This is a genomic window from Paenibacillus yanchengensis, assembly GCF_042684845.1.
In the GTDB taxonomy this organism is placed as follows: Bacteria; Bacillota; Bacilli; order Paenibacillales; family Paenibacillaceae; genus Pristimantibacillus; species Pristimantibacillus yanchengensis.
The window spans coordinates 1-21,172 of sequence record NZ_JBHUMH010000006.1; the positions used below are offsets into that span (position 1 = coordinate 1).

Sequence of the window (21,172 nt, forward strand, 5' to 3'; positions counted from 1 at the left end):
CAAAGCAGAAGCTGTGAGTTCATATTCCTCCACAATCGCTGCTCTGGTTTTCCCATTTTCATAGAGTTGCACCATTTGTTTTTTGAATTCGGTCGTAAACGTACGACGTTGTTTTTTAGGCATTGTAAGAGATCCGCTCCTTAGCATGATAGTTTTATTCTACAAGCCCTTATTTTTTCTGTCCACCTTAGTGTAGCCGATCCATTGTTTCTCCTAAAGATTTTGGGTCGATTTTTAGATCAGTTATTCTTAATGGCATAGTTTTCTCATCCTTTTCTTTATAAAATTAATATAATGTTGGATAGGCATCCTCTTGATTTAATACGTTCATGCTTGTTGTAGTATTATTCTCCAACTTCCTGTTAGGTTGGGACATATTGAGGAAACGCAAGGCGAAATTTGAAATAAAGGAATTTTTGATTTCACCATCATAAATATTTTGTAGATGAACGCGTAACCTTCTTTCATCAGAGTCTGTAAAATCAAATTCTCCCCATGATGAAGATGGCTTACAACTTTCTTTCTGTAATTTGCGTGCTTCTGATAGACATGTTGGTAACGCTAATTGATGACGTTCTATCAGATCATAAAAAGATAAGGGATTAGTTAAAATTTTCATACCTCATCCTCCTTAAAAATATTAATATTTTGATTTATTAGATAGTTAGCTTTTAAAAGCATTCTTACGACAAAAGCTTTATGAATCCTAGCGGCATCGAAAACATCTTTAAACATAATTTGTAATAAGTTTATGTTTTCTAAAACCGTTTTTTCTAAATTTAATGTTGTATTGTACTCACTGTCATTAGCTTGATGCTCATCAACTATTTTTAATTGATAGTTTCTTATGAATTTCCAATCAATCTTATTAATGTCTTTAGAGAAAATGTATTTAGTGATTTTGTTTACTATCCAGCCATAAGTAACTGAAATATCCTCCTTTTCTTTATAACTTTCTTTTTCTTTTCTCAAAATAAGTTCACTTTCTTGACTTAACCGCATTTGTACTCTCATAACTCCACCTCTTACGCATCATTTCTGATTACGTAATCATTATAACTGACAAAATTAATACTTGTCAATTTATATGTTTAAAAATTGACAAGTATTAATTTACTTTTCTAGGTGCAACCATTTTGCTACCCATCCATTCATATTCATATAGATAAATAAAACTCTAGTGGTATCAAAGTCCTTTAAAATCGTCAAATCAACTCTAATCATTTTCATATGTTATTGAGTGGGAGTAGTAAACAAAAACCCTCTAAGTCCTTATTTACAAGGCTTTAATGGGTTTTATATTAGCTTGTGATACATAAATGATACATTTCTTATCTGGCAATTTTCTTATCGAATCTGATTCGATTTTGTTTATTTTAAACCCTTAATGTATAGAGGATTTACAATGTTCAAGATTTGTTCAATGTAAAATTTAAATATGGACTTGGTTCGATATCTTTCCCTAAAATTCTAATGATGATTCAATAGAGTATTCGTAAAATTAACTGGCTAGCTTCCTCTATAATATCTATCATTGCAGTACCGGAGTATCCCTGTTTAGAAAAGACAGTTATTGCGGACTTTGCGATCAAATTTTAATACTATAGACCTATTCTATAAGACATGGTACTATTATGGGAAATAAGGGTTTGGAGGAAGGATTTATGAAAAAAAGGTTAAGCTTACTAGGGGGAATAATCTTAATATCAATCGTTTTAATTTCTTGCTCTAGTACTAATAAGTTAGAGAAGCTTGGTTACAATAAAGAATTAATAGAAGAAGTAATAGAGCAAAATTATGAGAAACAGATTATTAAAAATGGTGTGTCTCATGATAAGTTTAATGATATAAAACAGAATAAATATTATCAAAAGGATAACATATTATTTTATATTCAATTATCTAATTCTATATATGGACTGGACGATTTGGATAAATTAGTTGTTGGAGCTAACGAGATTGCGAAAGTTGAGTCGGATGCTGCAGTCTTTTTTAACGAGTCTAAAGAGAATATTATCGAGAGTATTGAGGTAGCGTTAAAACCAAAACTGGAGTTCAAGCTTAAAGAAGTTGATGGAACTCTGCAAAATAACAAAGAAGAACTTATTAAAAGTGTCCTTATAGCTGATAGTAAATTTGATGGAAGTATTATTCAAAATGTTACAATTTCAAGTGACTTAAGAGGCGATGTCATTGGTGAATATGATGTTAAAGTGGAAGCCTATGATTCTAAAGGTTACACAGCTACGTTAGAGGATAAAATTAAAGTAGTTGATAAAGAGGCTCCTACTATTGAAATACCTGGTAATATTGAATTATTTGTCGGTGATAAAATAGATCTGATGAGTGGTGTTACAGTAATGGATAACGTGGATGGTGATTTAATTGAAAAAGTAGTGTTGGATAAGGGAAGTTTTTCGGTAGATAAAGCAGGTAAACATACTGTTACTTATAAAGTAGTTGATTCAGCTGGGAATGAAAGTGAAAAATCAAGAACGATTACTATTTTGCCAGCTGTAAAATTTAAAGAGTCGTTTGTCATCAATAAGTATAATATTATAGTGAACTCTTGTACCTTTAACAGAACGGATACTGAACCGCAAGACGGTTACTATCAGTATTATAATGCGGAAGAAGATCAAATATTTTACATATGTAAAATTCAAATTAAGAATGAAAATGATATTCAAAGAAAACCTTTTGATATATTTGGTACGGATAGTGAAAAATTAAGAGCGGAATTGATATACAAAAACCAATACAAGTATGATAGTGTAGCGCATAGAATAGATAATAATTGGTATGATACGTTTGTAAGTTTAAAGCCATTAACTAGTAGTACTAAAAATTTAACTTTTGAGGTTCCTTTAGAAGTGAAAGGATCTAAGGAAAGTGTTGTTATCAAATTTTCTAGTTACGAAACTTCTGATAATGCAGTTTATCTGAAAATTAGCTGATGTATTGCTAGTTAAAAGTATGGGAGCAAGCATCATATTCAGATCATCGTAAAACAATACATAACAAGGCGCTGTTCAATAAGTTCTAAAACGAAAAGAAACGGGATGAAAAAATGTGTTTTTTCCATTCCGTTTCTTTTGTCATATCGTTTCTAAATTTAAAAGAAGCTATATTAGCATATTTGTAGTTCGGTGAAGAATTTCGAGTTTAATATAAATCAACTAAAGCCAATAGTATGAGAATACGCTCAAAACTATTGGCTACTGGCATGAAATTATGTGGAATATCCTAGAACAACAACCTAATCCTTTAGTGGAATGCAAAACTCACAGAGATGTTGTTGCACTAGTTTTGCTTGGTAAAATTCCATGATAGGGCGATTGTTATCTACTGGTAAATTTTTTAATAAGTTGTCTATATTGCTCCAAAAATCAAGTACTCCCTGTTCTGTATGATTAACTTCAATAATAGCGTACTTACCATTATCAATTTGTCTATGTTCTAAATTCCCTGTAATGGGATGCTTTCCTTCTACTATTAGTCCGACATCGTATCTTAATAAATGTTTTGCAGTAATTGACGGATTATCCAATGCTATACCCAGTAGTACAGCGTTGTCGTTTAATAAATGACGATCCGCAAGATACGCTTTAAAGTGATTCATCAGTACTTTGTTTCGATAACCATATTCCCCAAAACTTCTCATAAAAGCGATTGTAATATTTGAAAAATATTCTGTTTTCATATGTCATCCCCATTCTACAATAAATGTTGATGTCGACGTCAACACACTCAGCATAATTTCTATTAAAATATATTTCAACCATTAATTTTATCTTATCTGGGAGTCTTTATTAGCCTATCCACGCTAGTTAATTTTAAATCGGACGATTTTACAAATAAGCGAGGTAATTTCTCTATTCCTTGTCAACCGCTGCTTGTGTGATAATACACACAAATAGCAAAGGAGGGTGTATGAGATGGAGATCGTATTGAAAGATGAACCGAAAAAGAAAAAAACGCGAACGTACTCATTGGAAAAATTAGAATCGCGAGCTGGTCTGATGTTTGCCACGCCCGCAATTATTGGTTTTTTATTGTTTATTCTAATCCCAATGATTTGTGTTTTTTTTCTTAGTATGTTCAAAGTTGATTTGATAAGTAATACATTTGAGTTTAAGCAACTTACTTATTACGACAATATGATTCACGATAAGGACTTTTGGAAAAGTGTTAGAAACAGCTTGGTTTATATGATCATTTATGTTCCATTAACGTTAGCGATGGGTCTTAGGATGGCGCTCATTTTGAATACTAAAATGCGAGCAAGAGGGGTAGTTAGAACTTTCTTTATCATTCCATACATTACTACATATGTTGCCACACTAGTCGTGTGGAATGTGTTTTTACATCCGACGGAAGGGCCGGTAAATAGTTTGTTGATGAGTTTGGGAATAAGTAATCCACCGCAGTATATGGTTAATGTGAATTGGGCATTACCTATATTGGCTATCATCGGCTCTTGGAAAGATGTAGGTTATCACTGCATTTTGTTCTTGGCAGCTTTGCAAGGCGTATCTAAAGATTATTATGAAGCTTCATCTATCGATGGAGCCACTCTGCTTCAACGGTTTAAGCACATCACATTTCCTCTGATTTCTCCAACCACTTTTTTTCTATTATTAATTACCATTATTGGAGGACTTCAAGCTTTCTACCAAATGGCGATTTTGACCAAGGGAGGACCGGCTTTTAGTACGACTACAATGACCTACCATATCTATCGTTCGGCGTTTGAGTATTATAATTTTTCTTACGCATCGGCAGTGGGCATGTTCATGTTCTTGCTTACACTAGTGTTTATTATGATTAACTGGTTTGCTCAGAAAAAGTGGGTTTTCTATCAATAACTTTATGAGGTGAGGGGGAATGAAACGTGCAATTAAATAAGAATGTAAAATACACTATTCGTTCTATTTTTTTCTTGTTGATCGGGCTGGTTTTTATTACGCCTTTGCTATGGATGCTATTCACTTCTCTCAAATATGAGAGCCAAGTTTTCGAACGTCCTTTTGTTTTTATTCATTGGGGTCAAATTAATTGGGATAATTATAAGCATATTTTGATGAACACTGCATTCCCTACGTGGTTACGAAATTCTATCTTTGTTGTCGTCATTTCGATTACGTTCCGACTCCTTCTATCGGCTTTAGCAGGATATGCCTTTGGATTTCTAAAATTTCGCTATTCCGATAAGATATTTCTTGTATTTCTTGCGACAATGTTTATTCCCTATCAGTTAACGTTGCTCCCTCAATTTATAGCTTTTCGGTTTATCAATTTATTGGATACTCATTGGGCATTAATTATTCCCAATGTCATCGATATTCTATCGATATTTCTGATGAGACAGTTTTTCCTCTCCTTTCCGAAGGAATTAATTCATGCATCTTATATAGAGGGATCAGGTATCATTAGTTCTTTTGTGAAAATCGCTCTTCCATTGGCTAAAACTCCTCTGTTAACACTCGGTCTTCTCGGTTTTTTTATGATTTGGGATCAGTATTATCAACCGCTCATTTTTTTAAATTCGAAAGAACTCTATACTATACCGATCGGGCTGCAAAGTTTCCAAACGCAATTCGGTAAGCAATATGCTATGCAGATGGCTCTAGCTTGCTTAGCGATTTTACCAGTACTCGGCGTGTTTTTAGCGCTTCAAAAGCAATTTGTCGAAAGTATTATGTCATCAGGGTTAAAGGGATAAGACGATACTATTATACAAATAGAAAAGCATTTAATACATTTTAAAGAATTATAAACCAATTTATAATAATAATGTAAATAATATAAATATGGGGAGGTTTCAAGATGATTAGAAAGTCATTATTAATTTTAGCAGCAATTGGACTCATGTTGGCAATTACCGCATGCAGCAGCAAAGATAACAATGAGAGTAGTACTGGATCATCATCGGCAAAGTCAGAATCAACAGGTTCAAAAGGTAACGATTCGGACAAAGAAGTAACGCTAAAGTTTTTGAATATTTCGGAGTATATAGATTCCACGGAATTTACTGATTTTTTAGAACGATTCCATGCGAAATATCCAAATATCAAAATTGATCCGATCTCTGTCCCTCATGAGGAATACATCAGTAAACGTAACATCATGTTGGCTAGTGGTGAGCAAGTCGATTTGGTCTGGGGTAATGGTGTTGAACAATTCGATGCTATTAATAAAGGCTTTCTAATGCCGATTAATGATATCGCTAAAGAAGTTGATGTGGATATGACCAAAGATTTTGGCGACTTTAAGCCAGATAAAGATGGTAAATACTATCGTTTCCCTATTCAGCAGAACAATTGGTTATTGTACTACAATAAGAAAGTATTCGATGATGCAAATGTACCTTATCCAGATGCTACAGTACCGATGACATGGGAGGAAATGGCTGATGTTGCAGAAAAAATTACAGATTTGAGCGGTAAGGAAAAAGTGTATGGTATGTTTTACAACAATTGGGGAATGTATTTCTACGGTTATGGTAGTCAGTTGAATGGTGGGAAATTCTATACAGATGAAGGTAATGCAAATATCAACGCTCCGGAGTTTAAACGTAGTTTGGAATTTATGAATGATGTTATGAATGTCAAGAAAGCAGCAGTACCAATTGCCGAATTTATTCAAAATAATACAGATTTTCTTTCCTACTGGAATGGGAACTACGGAATGGTTGTAGGAGCGCAATGGTATGCCCAACTTGCGGCGACACAGAAGGAAAAATTCCCGCGTGACTGGAAAACGGGTATCGCTCCAATGCCAGTTCCAACAGAAATGGCAGGTAAGCATATGAATTGGTCAAGTATCGATTCTTTAGGTATTCCAAAGAACTCGAAAAATGCTAAAGAAGCTCTCATTTTTGCTAAAGAATATGTTGCAGACTATACATTTAGTACAGGTGCTCTTCCAATGTATACTAAAGTAAATAAAGATAAGTACTTTGAAGATTTGGCTCATTCTTTGCAAGATGATGATATTACTCTGGAGGAGGTGACCTACTTATTCGGTGGTGATTCGAATGTGATTAATGTGGAAGAGAAGCCAATCTTGGGTGCGCCACAAGAATATGAATCAACTTTCCTTGACATTATCAGCCAATACTATACTGGTTCAAAAACGGTGGATGAAGTATTAAATGAAGTGAAAGAGAAGGTAGACTTAGCAATTGAAGAACAAAAAAATAATTAGAATCTTTGACTATGCCCAATAATTATCGTGGGCATAATTTTACTTAAAGGGGATGAATAACAATATGAGATGGAGAAGGAAGGGATATCGTGGTCCAAAATCCGTACAACGGAGGCTTAATATTCTGCTCGTCTCCATCTTTATCCCGCTAATCATCATTTTATATGCGGCTTATCAATTTTCAGGAAGTATGATGGTTAATAAAGTCGATGAGATTAATCGAATTAAAGTGGAACAGACAGCCTCAAGGGTGAAGGATTTACTTCAGCGAACCTTTATGTCAACGAACAACTTCATTTACGACAGCGCTTTCATTCAAGCGCTTCAGGAAGAGAGCTCCTTAAGCATCGAGAAAAACTCAACGTATATTCAGGCGATTGAACGGCTGCAATATACCTTTTTCTTAAATGAAAAATATGCGGTTGTTATACAAGATAACTACGGTAATATGTTCGAATCTAATCCATCTAGACTTGGTTTGCGAAAAGGAAAACTACAGGAGAGAATTGTGAAGACGATTAATTGGGAAGGTCGTGATTTTTTTAATAGCTATCAATGGGAAATGCTTAAGTCCGAAGAAGGAAAAGAGTCCTTGATCGTATTAAGTCGGTGGATATTCAGTCCGGTTACTGCAAATAAAAAAGGGATCGTATCGATTGTTATTCCGTTTACAAATTTGTTAAATATTTTAAATAATGATAATGGATCATATGCCATTTTGGATGAGAAGAACAATCTAATCTTCGCAACTCCATCTGAATCTGATCTATCTAAGATGGATGAAGACATAGTTGATGCAGAAATCTTATTGCTACCTACACCATGGAAGATGATTCAAACAGATTCGAAGTTCGTTATACAAAATGAATTACGTTATTTTCAACTTACACTTATGACCACTATACTCATTGTAATAATAATCTTCATCACGATGTCAACCTTCGTATTAAAAACAATCAGACAGGTATTCAATCAAATAAGGATATTATCCAAACGACTAGTTAACCCATCTCTTGATCTATCAGTCGAAATGCACTCTGATCAGCGTCTAGTAGAATTATCGGAGCTATTACAGCAACTAATTCATAATTTACAGATATCCCGTAACAATTTAGAATGGGCTGTCTTAGAGAAAAAGAAATTGGAAATGCAAATTCTGCAGGAGCAGATGAATCCCCATTTTCTACTGAACTCATTAAACACGATACGGTTTCTTGCAGAAAAATCTTCTCAACATAAGTTAGGTTCATTGGTATTGTCGTTATCTTATCTCTTGAATCAACAACTGTATCGTAATGAAACATATTGGACGCTTGAAGAAGAAAAAGAGTATCTTTTGAAATATATAGAAATCCAAAGGGCTAGATTCGGTGAAAATATTATCGTTATGCTAGATTTTCCTAAGGAGCTGTCAGCGATGCTGATTCTGAGAATGCTGTTACAGCCTTTAGTCGAGAATAGCTTTGAACATGGCTTTAGTGGGAGAGAGAATGGCTATATTCTCATTCAAGCTGAATGTTGGGGGGGCGGTGTGCGATTAAGTGTTTCAGATGATGGTGTAGGTTTTATGATTTCGTCAGTAGCGACTTCGCGTAAGTCCATTGGATTGCGTAATGTTAGGGAGCGTTTGCATTTGCATTATGGGAACAAATCGCTATTGGAAATTACGGATAGGCAACCGAGTGGAACGATGATATCTTTAACGATTCCTGCTATGAAAGGTGAGGTCGTATGAATGTAATGATCGTTGATGACGAATATGCTATTCGCAATCACATGGCACTGATGCTTCGCGGCATCGATGGTTTATCTGTCATGGAGGCTGCGAACGGTCAGGATGCACTGCAAAAAATGGAATTGTTACTTCCTAATATTGTATTGACAGATATTCGGATGCCAGTCATGGATGGAATGGAACTGATTCGCCAAAGTCAGATGAGGCATCCTGATGTATGGTTTATCGTTTTGAGCAACTTCGCCGAATTTGAATTAGCGCAGAAGGCAGTAGAGTATGGAGCTCGAAGCTATCTTTTGAAAGCAACAATTACGAAAGACATCGTAGCTGAGGAAGTAGATAGAGCTATACTTCATCTGAATAAAGCTGCGGGAAATGGACTTAAATTTGATCCTAACGAAATATTAATGGTGCAGAATTCATTATTTTCTGAGCGACTAAATGGACATATTCACAACGCAGAGCTTCTTCGGAGAGCAGAGCGTCTGTCCGTATCTGTATTTATGGAAGGATTCCATGCTCCTTCGAAATTTGCTGTAATGGAAATAGACACATTCGACAGTTGGACAAAAAATAAATTTAGCGGTAGAACTGATTTAGCGATTTACGCATTAATTAACTTAGTTCGAGAAACAATCAAACGTTGGAATAAAAGTAATGAGCTGTTTCATTTGGGAGATAATCGATTTGTTGTTCTTGATCTAGCGGAGTCTAATGAAGAACGCCATACTTTAAAAATTGAGAATATTTCGAATGTTACTAAACAATACTTGGGGCTTGATGCGTCATTCTTGATTAACATTGATTTCAGCGGTATGGACACTTTTTTTCAGAAGGTATTGAAATCACGACTACAATTAGTTCGTTTTTTTTATGAGAAAAAAGCATGTGTAGTTAACGCTAAACATGTGCCAACTCCAGTTGTTGAATTGGATTTGTACTCCTTTCTTCAATCCGTGGAGGGAAATAGTAATCAAATACTTCAAGTTATGGCTCTGCCTGGCCTAATAGAAACTTATTTCGAGTTGCTTCGTCATTTGTGTCGACCACCTGTATCTGTGAAGAGCGATATCATGACTTTCATTCAGTTTATCGAGAAAACTGGGTTTGCCGTCCCTGCTGCTTTAAAGTCAGAAGTTAACCAACTACGGGCTTCCCGTCTTACAGACTATAAGCTTATTTTTATAGAGTGGTTGGGTGAGATGGATTGGTATGGAAAACATCGGGAAGAAATTACTAAAGCTTTAGCTTTCATTCATGATCGTTATGCGATAAAACTAACGTTAGAAGATGTTTGTGCGCATGTGAATTTAAGCCGTTCGCACCTATCCAAGCTATTTAAAGAACAACAGGGAGTATCTGTCATGAAATACATTGAAACTTATCGGCTGAAGCAGGCGCGTTTACTGTTGCGTACAACCTCACATCCTATCTCGATAATTATCGAGATGGTGGGGATTACGGACGTTTTTTATTTCAGTAAGCTGTACAAAAAGCATTTCGGGATTAATCCTAGCAAAGATAGATAGCCAGTTTAAGGTTAGCGGGATTCATTTGAATGGCGTAAGGAAAAGGATGATTATACAAATAAGAGCAGATTCCTATCCATTTTTTTCACACGTTCACGGCGTTATACTATATAAGGGAAGCGATTATCTGCTTTTCATTTGCCAAACACAGTTTACGCTGGAAGTATCAATTAACATGTAGAAAAGGGAGGAAAAAAATGAACGGATTCTCAAGAAAATGGTTGATGATTGTATTGGTAGTATGCATGGTATCAAGCAACTTTGTTAACGTGTATGCAGAATCAGACACTGTGCAATCCCCCTTAGTTGTTGATAAGAAATATGTTGCGAGAGAAAAAATGAAAGGGATTACTGCGGACATATTTGAAGATGGATACGAGCCAGAAAAAGCGATTGATGGCATAGAAAATAGTTTCTGGCATACCCCTTGGGCTCCTGACTCGCCAGGATTTCCCCATTGGCTGATGGTTGAATTTAATGAACCCCAAATGCTTGACTCCTTTATGTATGTCGCTAGACATGAATCGCAATTTCAATTTATAACGGAATATGAAATTTGGGTTAGCCCAACAGCAGATGAGACACAATTGGTTAAAGTGGCGGATGGCAACTGGAGCCGTGCCAAAACAGCTATAGCGGAATTTGAGCCTGTGGAAGCTAAGTTAGTTAAATTTGTCGCTAAAAATAAAGTGGATACGCACGTAGAAGATAACTACAGCGTTTCTGCAGCGGAAATTAAGTTTGCGATTTACGAGAAAGAGAGTATTGATGAAAGGATCAGTGAATTGATATCTTCTATGATTACACAGGCAAATGAAGTACTAGGTTATGCAAGAGAAGATATCGGAGAAGAGGCGCATCAATTTAAAACCAGTTCAGTGACGGCACTGGAAGAGGCAACAAATAGTTTGAACGAGTTGTTATCTTCAGGAAATTTGGACGGTTATAGCACACGATATGATGCAGTCGAAGTAGCGATTACGGAAGTTTTAGCCAGTAATAAAAGCGCTGAAGAACAATTAACTGTTCCGACATTAAAGACACTGATGAAAGCAAGTGCGGATACACAAAATCTAGGTTATCGAGCTGAAAATGCTATTGATGGAGATAGTACAACTATGTGGCATAGTAGTTGGGAGGGTCAAGTCTTACCGCATCCCCACGCTATAACGATTGATTTTGAGCGAGAACTGTTATTAGACAAGATTTCCATTTTGCCAAGACAGGATAAAAACAGTGGTCGCATCACATCTGGTGAAATTTATATTGGGAACGATCCAGATAACCTAGAATTTGTGAAAGCGTTTACTGATAATAGCTCTGCTGATGCAGTTATCGTAGAACTCCCGTATACAAGGGGGAGATACTTGAAAATAAAGTCGATCAAAAGCAATGATACGCATACTGCCATTTCAGAAATAGATGTATTTACGTATGATCGATGAATTATGAACCTTTTCGACACCTATATTGCCGCTAAAGGATTCGTTGAAAGTGTAAAAATTGGCGGAGAGGTTGGTCAGTTCAAACAAGAAGACGTAGACGACTTTAAAAATATACTCAACGAATTGTATGAAAGAATGTTGATCACCACAACTAACAGCAAAAGCTATGAGCTTTCTAATGAAATTGCAAAGGCTCGGACTGCATTTGCTACCAAAGCAAATGCTTATTCTCTAGCGGAACTACGTGGTTTTATAGATAAAGCCCTAGTGCTTCTAGGAACACTTGATAATGAACAAGATAAATTACTTTTGCAAAATACAATGACACAAGCTTCTGAGGTTGCCGAAAACATGGAAAGTACAGCTATGCAAATTAATCAAGCAGCAGTTGATCTCAAAGGCATTATGGACCCACTACTTTCTGTGACTAAATCTGTATACGATTTATCAGGCGTGTGGAATTTTAATTTTGGTGGATATAGTGAAGACTTAAGCTCAGATGACACAGTGGTGCTTCCAGGAACGCTAGATGAAAACAAGAAAGGTACTCTGAATTCTTTTAAAGATCCAAGAAGACTCAGTCGGTATTATGTTTACACTGGACCGGCTACTTATGAAAAAGAGGTATTCGTTCCTCATTCATGGGATGAAAAACAGATTTCTTTATATATGGAGCGTTCAAGAGAAACGCGCGTATGGGTAAATGCTGAAGAAGTTATTGCACCGGACACATCTAACTTAATGGCAACCGCGCAGGTGTATGATTTAACAAGTGCGATCAAATTTGGCGAGAAAAATGTCATATCAATCGTGGTAGATAACAGTTACCCTACTACTCCCCGCGATTCTATTACTACTTCTTCGATGGCGACGGAGGAGACACAAACGAATTGGAATGGTATTTTGGGGAAATTCGAACTAAATATATCAAACAAAGTAAACATTGATGATCTAAGGATTTATCCTAATAGTGATTTGAAATCGGTCACTGTGGAAGTCGATGTTAAAAACACTTCCGATAAGGCTTATACCGGTACAGTTACAGTGGGGGTTGATGAATTTGCTCCTGCAACAGCTGAAGTAGAGATAGGTACTGATGAAGTAAAGACTATCACCGTCCCTCATTACAGTATGGATGGAAGTAAATTATGGAGTGAGTTTGAGCAAAACTTATATACGATGACAGCAACGTTGGACAATGGCAATGAGTTATCTGATACATTTGGTATGCGTCATTTTTCCATTGATTCGCAAACGAAGCAGCTTACGAACAATGGAAATAAAGTATTTTTGCGTAACGAATCTAATACTGCTGTTTTTCCATTGACAGCTTATGCTCCTATGGACGAAGCAGGTTGGGAGAAACTATTTTCCACCTACCAATCCTTTGGATTAAACTCGGTTCGCTTCCATAGCTGGACTCCGCCCAAAGCGGCATTTGATGTTGCCGATAGGTTGGGAATGTTTCTCCAACCAGAGCTTTCAAGTTGGAACCCAAATAATATGATGGCCTCGCAACAGGAGAGAGATTATTATAGCAAAGAAGCAAAAGCAATCATGAAGGAGTACGCTAATCATCCATCCTTTGTGATGTTGGCATTTGGTAATGAGCTGCATTTTACAAATGGAGGTTATGAATTTGCTGACAAACTAATAGGAGAATTGAAGGATATTGATAATACTAGACTGTATTCCTTCGCTTCTAATGGAACCTACGGTTGGACGGCTCCAACTTTAAATAGTGATTTTTTTACAGGGCAAGTTTATTTTAACGAGCCGCTTAGAGGAATATTTGCAGGTATGAGCGGATTTATTAATCAGAGCCGTCCCGCAACAACGGTGAATTACAATAAGGGCGTGAAAAGTGTTACTGACTTAGGAAAAGCTGTATTTAGTTTTGAAGTAGGGCAGTTTCAAGTATTCCCTGATGTATTGAAAGAACTGGATGGTTACACAGGAGTTTTGGAGCCAAGAAATCTTCATCTCGTCGTGGACAAACTCGAAGAAACCAACACCACTGACGAAGAGACCGAAAAATTTATCAATGCGTCTGGTATGTTATCTCGGCTTGCTTACCGTATGGAGATTGAAGCTGCATTGCGAACGGAAAATTTGAGCGGGATTTCTCTGTTAGGTATCCAAGATTTTAGCGGTCAAAGCACAGCGTTAGTTGGTATGATGAATGCCCTTGGTGATGCGAAACCTTATGATTTTGCAAAACCTGAACAATTTTCAAAGTTTTTCAGCCCCGAAGTTATCTTGTTAGAAACCGAAAAATTTGTATGGAAAAATGACGAGAATTTCAAAGGGAAAATCTTGATGGCAAACTATGGTGCAGCCGACATGACTGGTACAGTTTCTTATAAGTTGGTTGACAAAAATAACCAAGTGGTTGTACAAGGTGACATGGATAGCACTACCTTTACACAAGGTAAGCTAATATCTGCAGGGGAAATTTCCATTGATCTTACATCCATTAAGGAAGCGTCCCAACTAAAGTTAGATATTAGTTTAGGAAATGTGATCAATAGTTACGACATTTGGGTGTACCCAGCAAATAACAGACCTGATGATGGTGAAGTGTATGTCACAGAATTTCTAGATAAGGAAGCATTAATAGTATTGGAGGATGGTGGATCTGTACTGATTAGCCCCAATGCCAATAATGCTGCTCTCCCTAACAGTATTACGGGAACGTTTACTACAGCATTCTGGTCATCACAGTTTGTAAGCGAATCACAGCCAGGGTCGATGGGACTACTTATGAATCCAGAACATCCGGTATTTAACGATTTTCCTACAGAATATCACACTAATTTTCAATGGTGGCCGATGGCAAAGCTAGGTAGACCGATGGTGTTGGAGAATTTGAAAAATGAAGATGGTGACAACATTCAGCCATTAGTGCAGGTCATTGACAGTTTCTCGACTATTCGTACGATGGGCTTGCTATATGAGGCAAAGGTAGGCAATGGTAAGCTAATGGTTTCTTCTATGGGGCTGGAACAATTACAAAAACAATATCCTGAAGCAGAGGCATTGAAAAAATCTATTCTTAACTATATGAATTCGGATGAATTCAATCCAGAATTTATAGTGGATGTAGACAAAATTCAAAGCTCTATTCTCGGCAAGGAAGAATCTCGTGTAAACATTGCAAAAAAATCAAACGGTGGCGAAATATTTTTAGGCGCTAATACTGTTACGTTTCAAAAAGGATATGACAGGTATCCGCAAGACAGAATATTAGAATTAAATGATGGAACCATCGATACCAATACGCCTTCGCGCTCTTGGACAGATTATAATGATGAACAAGTCTATCCGAATGATGCTATTGTAGGTGTAAGTTTCTCGAAGGAGCGCATGATAGAAAGTGTAGAATTCCCATTTTTTGAAGACGGTGGAACGAAGGCTCCGGAAGTTATTACGTTACAATACTGGAATGGAAGCGATTTTGTAGATATAGAGGATCAGTCAAAGAAGACAGGTTTTGCAAAGGGGAATAACGAAATAACATTTTCTCCAGTCAAAACTACGAAAATTCAAGCTGTGATGAAACACATCCCTGGAATGGGAGTAGCACTGAGTGAGTTTATTGTCTATGAACATGTAATATCAGCGACCTCTCTTTCTATCCTTACGGAAGGGAATAAAACTGAAATTCAGACGAATGAAACCTTGCAGTTAAATATTGCCTACGAACCGGAAGATGCAAATGATACTTCCGTTAGATGGTCCGTCAGAGACGAAGCAGGCATCAATTCTGACATTGCGAAAGTTTCTAGTGATGGCATATTAAAGCCTAGTGCGGAAGGTATTGTTATTGTAAAAGCAACGCTAAAATCAAACAGTAATATTACCGCTGAAAAGAAAATTATTATTAAAAAGCCTGGAGTCACCCCAGAACCAACGCCGAAGCCAGAACCAACACCGACAGTGAAACCATCACCAAAGCCAACACCGACACCATCGCCAAAGCCGACAGCTACACCATCGCCAAAGCCGTCTGAAAAATCTGTATCTACTACAGTAATGGCAACGACCGACTCGGGTACAGGTACGGCAATTGCAGTCATTGAAGAAAGTGCACTCAACACCCTAACGGACAAAGTGAAAGAAGCTGAAGCTTCTGGGGGAAGTGCAGTTGTTGAAATTAAAGTAGAGTCTCAGACAGGTATAACGACTGTTGTATTGGAAATACCAAGAGAAGCCTTTAATAAGTTAGCTAAGGAAACCGATGCAGCTATGAAGATCGATGGCGCCCTTGGAACAGTTACATTTAGTGCAGAAGCGGTGGAAAAGATAAGTAGTACAGCAAGTGATGGAAATATTACAGTAAGTATAAAAAGAGTAGCTAAGGCTAGTCTGACAACAGAAAATCAGGAAGTGGTTGGAGATAGACCAGTTTATGAAATCTCTGTCATGGCTGGTAACAGTCCAATATCCAACTTAGGTGATGGTTACGCTGAAATTAGCATCCCTTACACACCACAGCTTGGTGAGAAAGAAAATGCTATCATCGTTAATTACATTAATCATGCAGGGAAGTTGAAAACAATCCGTGTAAAATATGTTGCTGCTACAGGAATGGTGAACTTCAAGACGAACCAATTAACACAATTTGTAGTGGGATATAATGAAGTGAGTTTCAAAGATGTTACAGCAAATGCTTGGTACAATGAGGCAGTAAGTTTCATGGCAGCAAGAGAAATTGTAAACGGAGTGGGCGGAAATAGATTTGCTCCAGCTAGCAACATTACTCGTGCCGATTTTCTTATCATGGTTATGAATGCTTACGGAATCGAGCTTGACGCAACAGTAACAGACAATTTTACTGATGCAGGAAATAAGTATTACACTCCTTACCTAGCAACGGCAAAACATCTTGGTATAGTTACTGGCGTGAGCGAAAATAAATATGCACCTGAAGCGACCATCAGTAGACAGGATATGTTTGTTATCTTGAACCGAGTATTGAGCAATCTAGGTGAACGACCAACAGGTACAGACGGCAAGACCATTGGAAACTTTAACGATGGTGCGGATATCGCTAGTTATGCCTATAATACCATGAAGCTATTTGTAGAAACGGGAATTATTTCAGGAGATGGAAAGAAGCTGAATCCGAAAAGAAACGCTACAAGAGCTGAGGCGGCACAGATATTATACAATCTCCTCTCCAAATAGCATGATAAAATTACGGAAGAACTTATAATTTTGATGGATTAGTTAAGTGTACAAACAAAAAAGACGACCATTTTTCTGTTTTTTTGGGAGAAGGTCGTCTTTTTTGTGCTTGGCAGCGCAATCGGTTAATGAGATTATGTTAAAATAAATGATTATGATAAAGTTTTTTTGAAGGGAGCGTAGCCAGTTATTCATTGTAGTATGAAATAAAAGAATAGTGAGGTTTTAATGATGCCATATACCATTATAGAAATAATTACTTTTGCTGGTGTGCTTGTGTTACTTTTTTATGTAACGCAATTAATTAGTCAAATGAAAAGCATGAAACATAGTTTAGATCAGATTACTAAGAAGCTAATTTTAAATGATGAGACGGTAAGTAATGATGCAATAAATAATGAGTTACGTAAACTTCTACTTGAAGGACATGATGTGAAAGCTGTTAAATTAGCACGTGAAAGTTTTGGCATGTCACTACTTGAAGCTAAACAGTATATTGATGCTTTAAAGCTTGAGAATAAGTAGAAAGTCTGACTTTTGGTTTAAGTGTAATGCTGCTAGATCATAATATAGTCATGATTTCAAGCAATCGGAGGTTTACATGATGACGTATAAAGATGTAATGGAACTAGAGGGGTATTTATTTTTGGAAGAGATTAAGGAACCGAGTGTCAATGATGTAACAGTAGTAGTAAGAAGAGCGGTTGTGCAGTCTCAGAGTGAGGATGTAACGATTGATGATGTGATGGTCTCCGATGTATTTCCAATTGAAGTAGACGTTGGTTTGCCAGCTATTGAAATACAATTCGCCTCCTACGTTTTTTATGCTGTGAACAACGAATCATTTTATGCTGCTATGGAAGGGGAGGAACATAAAGGGAAGGCAGTTCGTATAGTGGAGAAGTCTACATTATTACCTTTTGTATTGGAAAGATCTATTGCGCAAGAAGTATATGCGGATAAAGAAATGGCACATTATCAAATGGCTTGTTTGGATCATATTATTGATATTATAAGCTTCGATGTACCGGTAATCGTAGAAAAAAGTAATTTGTAATGTAGTGTTCACTATTTCGAGCTGGAAACAAGTGACTTTTTAGCAATTTGCAATTATAATCCTAGATGTATGCTTGGGAGCGTATTGTAGCAGTTTGGTCATACATTGAGTTCACGATGGAGGGGGAGAATCCATGGGTTTGCTGTAGCCTAGCAATATGTTGATTAGCTACATATTGGAGCAGCAGTCTAGCATAGGGAAATTAGACAAGCTAGTTGAGAATTGTTTAGATGATCAAGACATCAATTTTACCAAAATCTGGATCTGGAATATGCACAATCAGGAATGTGTTGTCACTCATCTACTTTAACCATGATTATAAGTTCACTTAACAACCTTAACCTCTCTTAATTACTATTATACGGTCTTTTGACTCTATGCTGAAGTATATCCTGTACTTATTTTTACAGAAACAGTATACTCAGACTATAAATGATTTCAAAAAAGGTGAGATAATGGATAACTTAGAAGTGTTTCCAAATAATGATGAAATTATTAATAAGGCGAAACAGTTTTTTCGAGATGTAATTGCAGAGAATCACGTGAAGAACACAAAGAAACTAAGTAGCGTTAAAGAATTTAATATAAATCCATTTTTGAATAAATACCTTGCTAATTTTCTATCTGGAAATGATGATGTAACAAGTATTGCAAAAGCTTTGATCTATCCACGAGTATTAGGAACATCTATTAATACATCATTTGGAGCAAACTTGCAAAAGTTTATCAATACTACACTAGAAGGTTATGGTTCAACGACTACGGGGATGGATATTGAATTTATTGATAAGTTTGACGGTCGAAGGAAGTACTGTCAAATCAAAGCAGGACCTAATACAATTAATTATGATGATGTAACTACTATACGAACACATTTTAAAGGTGCTATAAATTTAGGGCGTACAAATGGTATCCCGATTGCTAATATGGATTGTGTCGTTGGTATATTTTATGGTGAAGATGAGGAAATTAGCGCATTCTATAAAACACTTGCTGAAGATTACACTGTTCTTGTAGGAAAGGACTTCTGGTATCATCTAACAGGTGACCCCGAGTTTTATAAGAAGCTAACGAATGGAATAGGTGAAATTGCCAACGAGTTTGATGGTACTGAATTACTAGCAGAAACGATAGAGGCATTATCTAAAGAATTGAAAAATATTGATAGCATAGAAGAATAAAGAAAAGAGTCAAGGGGGTATTACTATTACCTCACTTGACTCTTTTAGATGTTACAAATTATTTTTATTCAAATAGTTTATGACAGATTGACCTATTGCCTTTGCTAAATTAATAGGGACAGCATTGCCTATTTGTTTATACTGATTTCCTAAACTACCACAAAATTTCCAATCATCCGGAAAGCTCTGTATTCGAGCATATTCGCGGACAGTGAATGGTCGTGTTTCTTCAGGATGACAACGTTCCGTCTGTTTTTGTTGTGGGGAAGTAGTAAGAGTTAGAGAAGGCTCATCCCATGAAAGTCGTCGAGCCATCCCTCTACGTCCGCCTCCGGAATGATACGAAGCACCCATATATTCTTTAGCTATTTCTTCAGGCAAGTTGACCCAACATCCTCCTGGTGGAACTAAATTCAGCACTTTTTTCTTTGATTCAGGATAAGTTGATCCTTCACTTTCAGGTGAGTCCATCAATATATCTCTTAAGACAGGTTTATACTCATGTGGTTTAGGAAATTTATACTCGTACTGTTGCTGTTCAATTAGATCATCTCTAATACCAATAATAACTATCCTTTCTCTTTTTTGAGCGACAGAGTAATCCCATGCATTTAGTATATTCCAAACTACTTGATATCCAGATTGCTCAAACATCTTAATCATTGTATCTAATGTATTACCATTATCGTGGTTTACTAATCCCTTTACATTTTCGGCGATAAAGATTTTTGGTTTCAGTTGATTTAGTAGTTGACTAAATGGATGAAACAACGTACCTCTCACATCCTCTAGCCCATGCCTTAAACCTGCATATGAAAATGATTGGCAGGGATATCCACCTGACAAAACATCGATTTCACCCTTAAATGTAAATTGTGGATGATTATATATGCCGTTGGCAGCAATTTCATTAATATCTCCTTCGATAATATTCCAGTGTGGACGGTTTAACTTCAAGGTGGAGCAAGCAGCTTTATCCAATTCTATGTTAGCAATTGTATGAAGTCCTGCTAATTCCAGTCCTATTGATAGACCGCCTGCGCCAGCAAACGTTTCAACTAGGTTATATGAACGCTTAGCTTGTACTCCTTGGACATCTTCGTAAGCATTCAATTGATAGCTAAATCGATCAGTTATATCATCAAATAATTCAACTTGAAGATAGGAACTTTGTGTTTCCAAAGCCATCATAGAATTTCTATGTTCATTTTCTATAATACCATTCAAATTAACATCCAATATCTCAATAAGTTTCATAACATTTGTTTTAATGGGGCAAAAATTGTCGGATAACATTTGAGATAATTGTGATTTGTTCATACCTAAACGTTCAGCTAATTCTGTTTGGGTACTAATGTTTTTTTTTTTCATCGCATTTAAAACAGCTTCTTTAGCGATTATCATGTAACCACCCTCATGTTTAATATATATTTAACTACCCATATTATAACTAATATTTTGCTTGAACGTCAATTTAAATAATTGAAAGTGTAAGATAGTAATTTAACAGAGCAAAAGTACCTGAGTTTGCAGCTAAATTTAAGATGGATAGTAAATCACTTAGATCAGACAATATGTATATATTCAAGCTAATCACACTGGAACTAGTCTAAAACATTTAGAAGAGTTTTTGAATACAATAAAGAGCTAGAACATATTCAACAGTTACTCTTTGAAAAACATTCAATTGAGCTACAGAGACTTAATGCTAAGTATCCACTTGATGTTAGATTTAACTATAAAAGATACAAAAATCATTTTTTAGCTACCATTTCAGTTGATGTCGAAGAAAATACTACGTTTCAATATTTGATGGAAATCAGTAA

General features: G+C 36.3%; 15 protein-coding genes. 11 read left to right on the top strand and 4 right to left on the bottom strand.

Annotation, left to right across the window (positions count from 1 at the left end; translation table 11 throughout):
• Positions 1-286: 286 nt before the first annotated feature.
• Both ACFSTH_RS00760 and ACFSTH_RS00765 read right to left on the bottom strand, forming a co-directional pair.
• A complete protein-coding gene (locus tag ACFSTH_RS00760; protein WP_377769329.1) occupies positions 287-619 on the bottom strand; it encodes a hypothetical protein in 333 nt (110 codons plus the stop codon).
• Positions 616-1,014, bottom strand: coding sequence for a hypothetical protein (locus ACFSTH_RS00765; protein ID WP_377769328.1), 399 nt, complete (start codon positions 1,012-1,014; stop codon positions 616-618). The genes ACFSTH_RS00760 and ACFSTH_RS00765 overlap by 4 nt, the downstream gene beginning before the upstream one ends.
• A 650-nt stretch (positions 1,015-1,664) precedes the next feature.
• Between ACFSTH_RS00765 and ACFSTH_RS00770 the strand changes: the two genes are divergently transcribed.
• Positions 1,665-2,957, top strand: coding sequence for an immunoglobulin-like domain-containing protein (locus ACFSTH_RS00770; RefSeq protein ID WP_377769327.1), 1,293 nt, complete (start codon positions 1,665-1,667; stop codon positions 2,955-2,957).
• Between the two features lie 302 nt (positions 2,958-3,259).
• Here the strand turns inward: ACFSTH_RS00770 and ACFSTH_RS00775 are convergent, their stop codons facing one another.
• Entirely contained in the window at positions 3,260-3,703 is a 444-nt protein-coding gene (locus ACFSTH_RS00775; RefSeq protein WP_377769326.1) for a GyrI-like domain-containing protein, read from the bottom strand.
• 235 nt (positions 3,704-3,938) lie between these two features.
• On the opposite strand from ACFSTH_RS00775, the gene ACFSTH_RS00780 reads away from it, so the two are divergent.
• The 10 genes from ACFSTH_RS00780 (at position 3,939) to ACFSTH_RS00825 (ending at position 19,346) form a co-directional block, all read left to right on the top strand.
• Positions 3,939-4,868 carry a carbohydrate ABC transporter permease gene (locus ACFSTH_RS00780; RefSeq protein ID WP_377769325.1) on the top strand — a complete coding sequence of 310 codons (930 nt, stop codon included), beginning with the start codon at positions 3,939-3,941 and terminating at the stop codon, positions 4,866-4,868.
• A 26-nt stretch (positions 4,869-4,894) separates the two neighbouring features.
• The gene (locus ACFSTH_RS00785) at positions 4,895-5,725 is read left to right on the top strand and encodes a carbohydrate ABC transporter permease (protein ID WP_377769324.1); all 831 of its coding nucleotides are present in this window, start codon (positions 4,895-4,897) and stop codon (positions 5,723-5,725) included.
• Between the two features lie 104 nt (positions 5,726-5,829).
• Positions 5,830-7,209 (top strand): ABC transporter substrate-binding protein, encoded by a 1,380-nt coding sequence (locus ACFSTH_RS00790; protein ID WP_377769323.1) that lies wholly within the window; start codon positions 5,830-5,832, stop codon positions 7,207-7,209.
• 64 nt (positions 7,210-7,273) lie between these two features.
• Entirely contained in the window at positions 7,274-8,944 is a 1,671-nt protein-coding gene (locus ACFSTH_RS00795; RefSeq protein ID WP_377769322.1) for a sensor histidine kinase, read from the top strand.
• Positions 8,941-10,473: a response regulator gene (locus ACFSTH_RS00800; protein ID WP_377769321.1), complete on the top strand. Its 1,533-nt coding sequence runs from the start codon at positions 8,941-8,943 to the stop codon at positions 10,471-10,473. The genes ACFSTH_RS00795 and ACFSTH_RS00800 overlap by 4 nt, the downstream gene beginning before the upstream one ends.
• Before the next feature lie 197 nt (positions 10,474-10,670).
• The gene (locus ACFSTH_RS00805; RefSeq protein WP_377769320.1) at positions 10,671-11,918 is read left to right on the top strand and encodes a discoidin domain-containing protein; all 1,248 of its coding nucleotides are present in this window, start codon (positions 10,671-10,673) and stop codon (positions 11,916-11,918) included.
• Positions 11,919-11,921: 3 nt separating this feature from the next.
• On the top strand, positions 11,922-17,108 hold the full coding sequence (locus ACFSTH_RS00810) for an S-layer homology domain-containing protein (RefSeq protein WP_377769319.1): 5,187 nt from the start codon (positions 11,922-11,924) through the stop codon (positions 17,106-17,108).
• A gap of 228 nt (positions 17,109-17,336) precedes the next feature.
• Complete coding sequence (locus ACFSTH_RS00815) at positions 17,337-17,633, top strand: hypothetical protein (protein ID WP_377769318.1); 297 nt, start codon at positions 17,337-17,339, stop codon at positions 17,631-17,633.
• Positions 17,634-17,709: 76 nt separating this feature from the next.
• The gene (locus tag ACFSTH_RS00820; RefSeq protein ID WP_377769317.1) at positions 17,710-18,165 is read left to right on the top strand and encodes a hypothetical protein; all 456 of its coding nucleotides are present in this window, start codon (positions 17,710-17,712) and stop codon (positions 18,163-18,165) included.
• 455 nt (positions 18,166-18,620) lie between these two features.
• Entirely contained in the window at positions 18,621-19,346 is a 726-nt protein-coding gene (locus ACFSTH_RS00825; protein WP_377769316.1) for a PmeII family type II restriction endonuclease, read from the top strand.
• Positions 19,347-19,397: 51 nt separating this feature from the next.
• On the opposite strand, the gene dcm is transcribed toward ACFSTH_RS00825, so the two are convergent.
• Positions 19,398-20,750 (bottom strand): DNA (cytosine-5-)-methyltransferase, encoded by a 1,353-nt coding sequence (dcm, locus tag ACFSTH_RS00830; protein ID WP_377769315.1) that lies wholly within the window; start codon positions 20,748-20,750, stop codon positions 19,398-19,400.
• Positions 20,751-21,172 lie beyond the last annotated feature (422 nt).

Excerpts from the sequence above, each read along its gene's own strand:
- ACFSTH_RS00795 (WP_377769322.1), top strand. The coding sequence starts at position 7,274 with ATGAGATGGAGAAGGAAGGGATATCGTGGTCCAAAATCCGTACAACGG.
- ACFSTH_RS00810 (WP_377769319.1), top strand. The coding sequence starts at position 11,922 with ATGAACCTTTTCGACACCTATATTGCCGCTAAAGGATTCGTTGAAAGT.
- ACFSTH_RS00820 (WP_377769317.1), top strand. The coding sequence starts at position 17,710 with ATGATGACGTATAAAGATGTAATGGAACTAGAGGGGTATTTATTTTTG.
- ACFSTH_RS00770 (WP_377769327.1), top strand. The coding sequence starts at position 1,665 with ATGAAAAAAAGGTTAAGCTTACTAGGGGGAATAATCTTAATATCAATC.
- dcm (WP_377769315.1), bottom strand. The coding sequence starts at position 20,750 with ATGATAATCGCTAAAGAAGCTGTTTTAAATGCGATGAAAAAAAAAAAC.
- ACFSTH_RS00805 (WP_377769320.1), top strand. The coding sequence starts at position 10,671 with ATGAACGGATTCTCAAGAAAATGGTTGATGATTGTATTGGTAGTATGC.
- ACFSTH_RS00765 (WP_377769328.1), bottom strand. The coding sequence starts at position 1,014 with ATGAGAGTACAAATGCGGTTAAGTCAAGAAAGTGAACTTATTTTGAGA.
- ACFSTH_RS00800 (WP_377769321.1), top strand. The coding sequence starts at position 8,941 with ATGAATGTAATGATCGTTGATGACGAATATGCTATTCGCAATCACATG.
- ACFSTH_RS00780 (WP_377769325.1), top strand. The coding sequence starts at position 3,939 with ATGGAGATCGTATTGAAAGATGAACCGAAAAAGAAAAAAACGCGAACG.
- ACFSTH_RS00775 (WP_377769326.1), bottom strand. The coding sequence starts at position 3,703 with ATGAAAACAGAATATTTTTCAAATATTACAATCGCTTTTATGAGAAGT.
- ACFSTH_RS00760 (WP_377769329.1), bottom strand. The coding sequence starts at position 619 with ATGAAAATTTTAACTAATCCCTTATCTTTTTATGATCTGATAGAACGT.
- ACFSTH_RS00825 (WP_377769316.1), top strand. The coding sequence starts at position 18,621 with ATGGATAACTTAGAAGTGTTTCCAAATAATGATGAAATTATTAATAAG.
- ACFSTH_RS00790 (WP_377769323.1), top strand. The coding sequence starts at position 5,830 with ATGATTAGAAAGTCATTATTAATTTTAGCAGCAATTGGACTCATGTTG.
- ACFSTH_RS00815 (WP_377769318.1), top strand. The coding sequence starts at position 17,337 with ATGATGCCATATACCATTATAGAAATAATTACTTTTGCTGGTGTGCTT.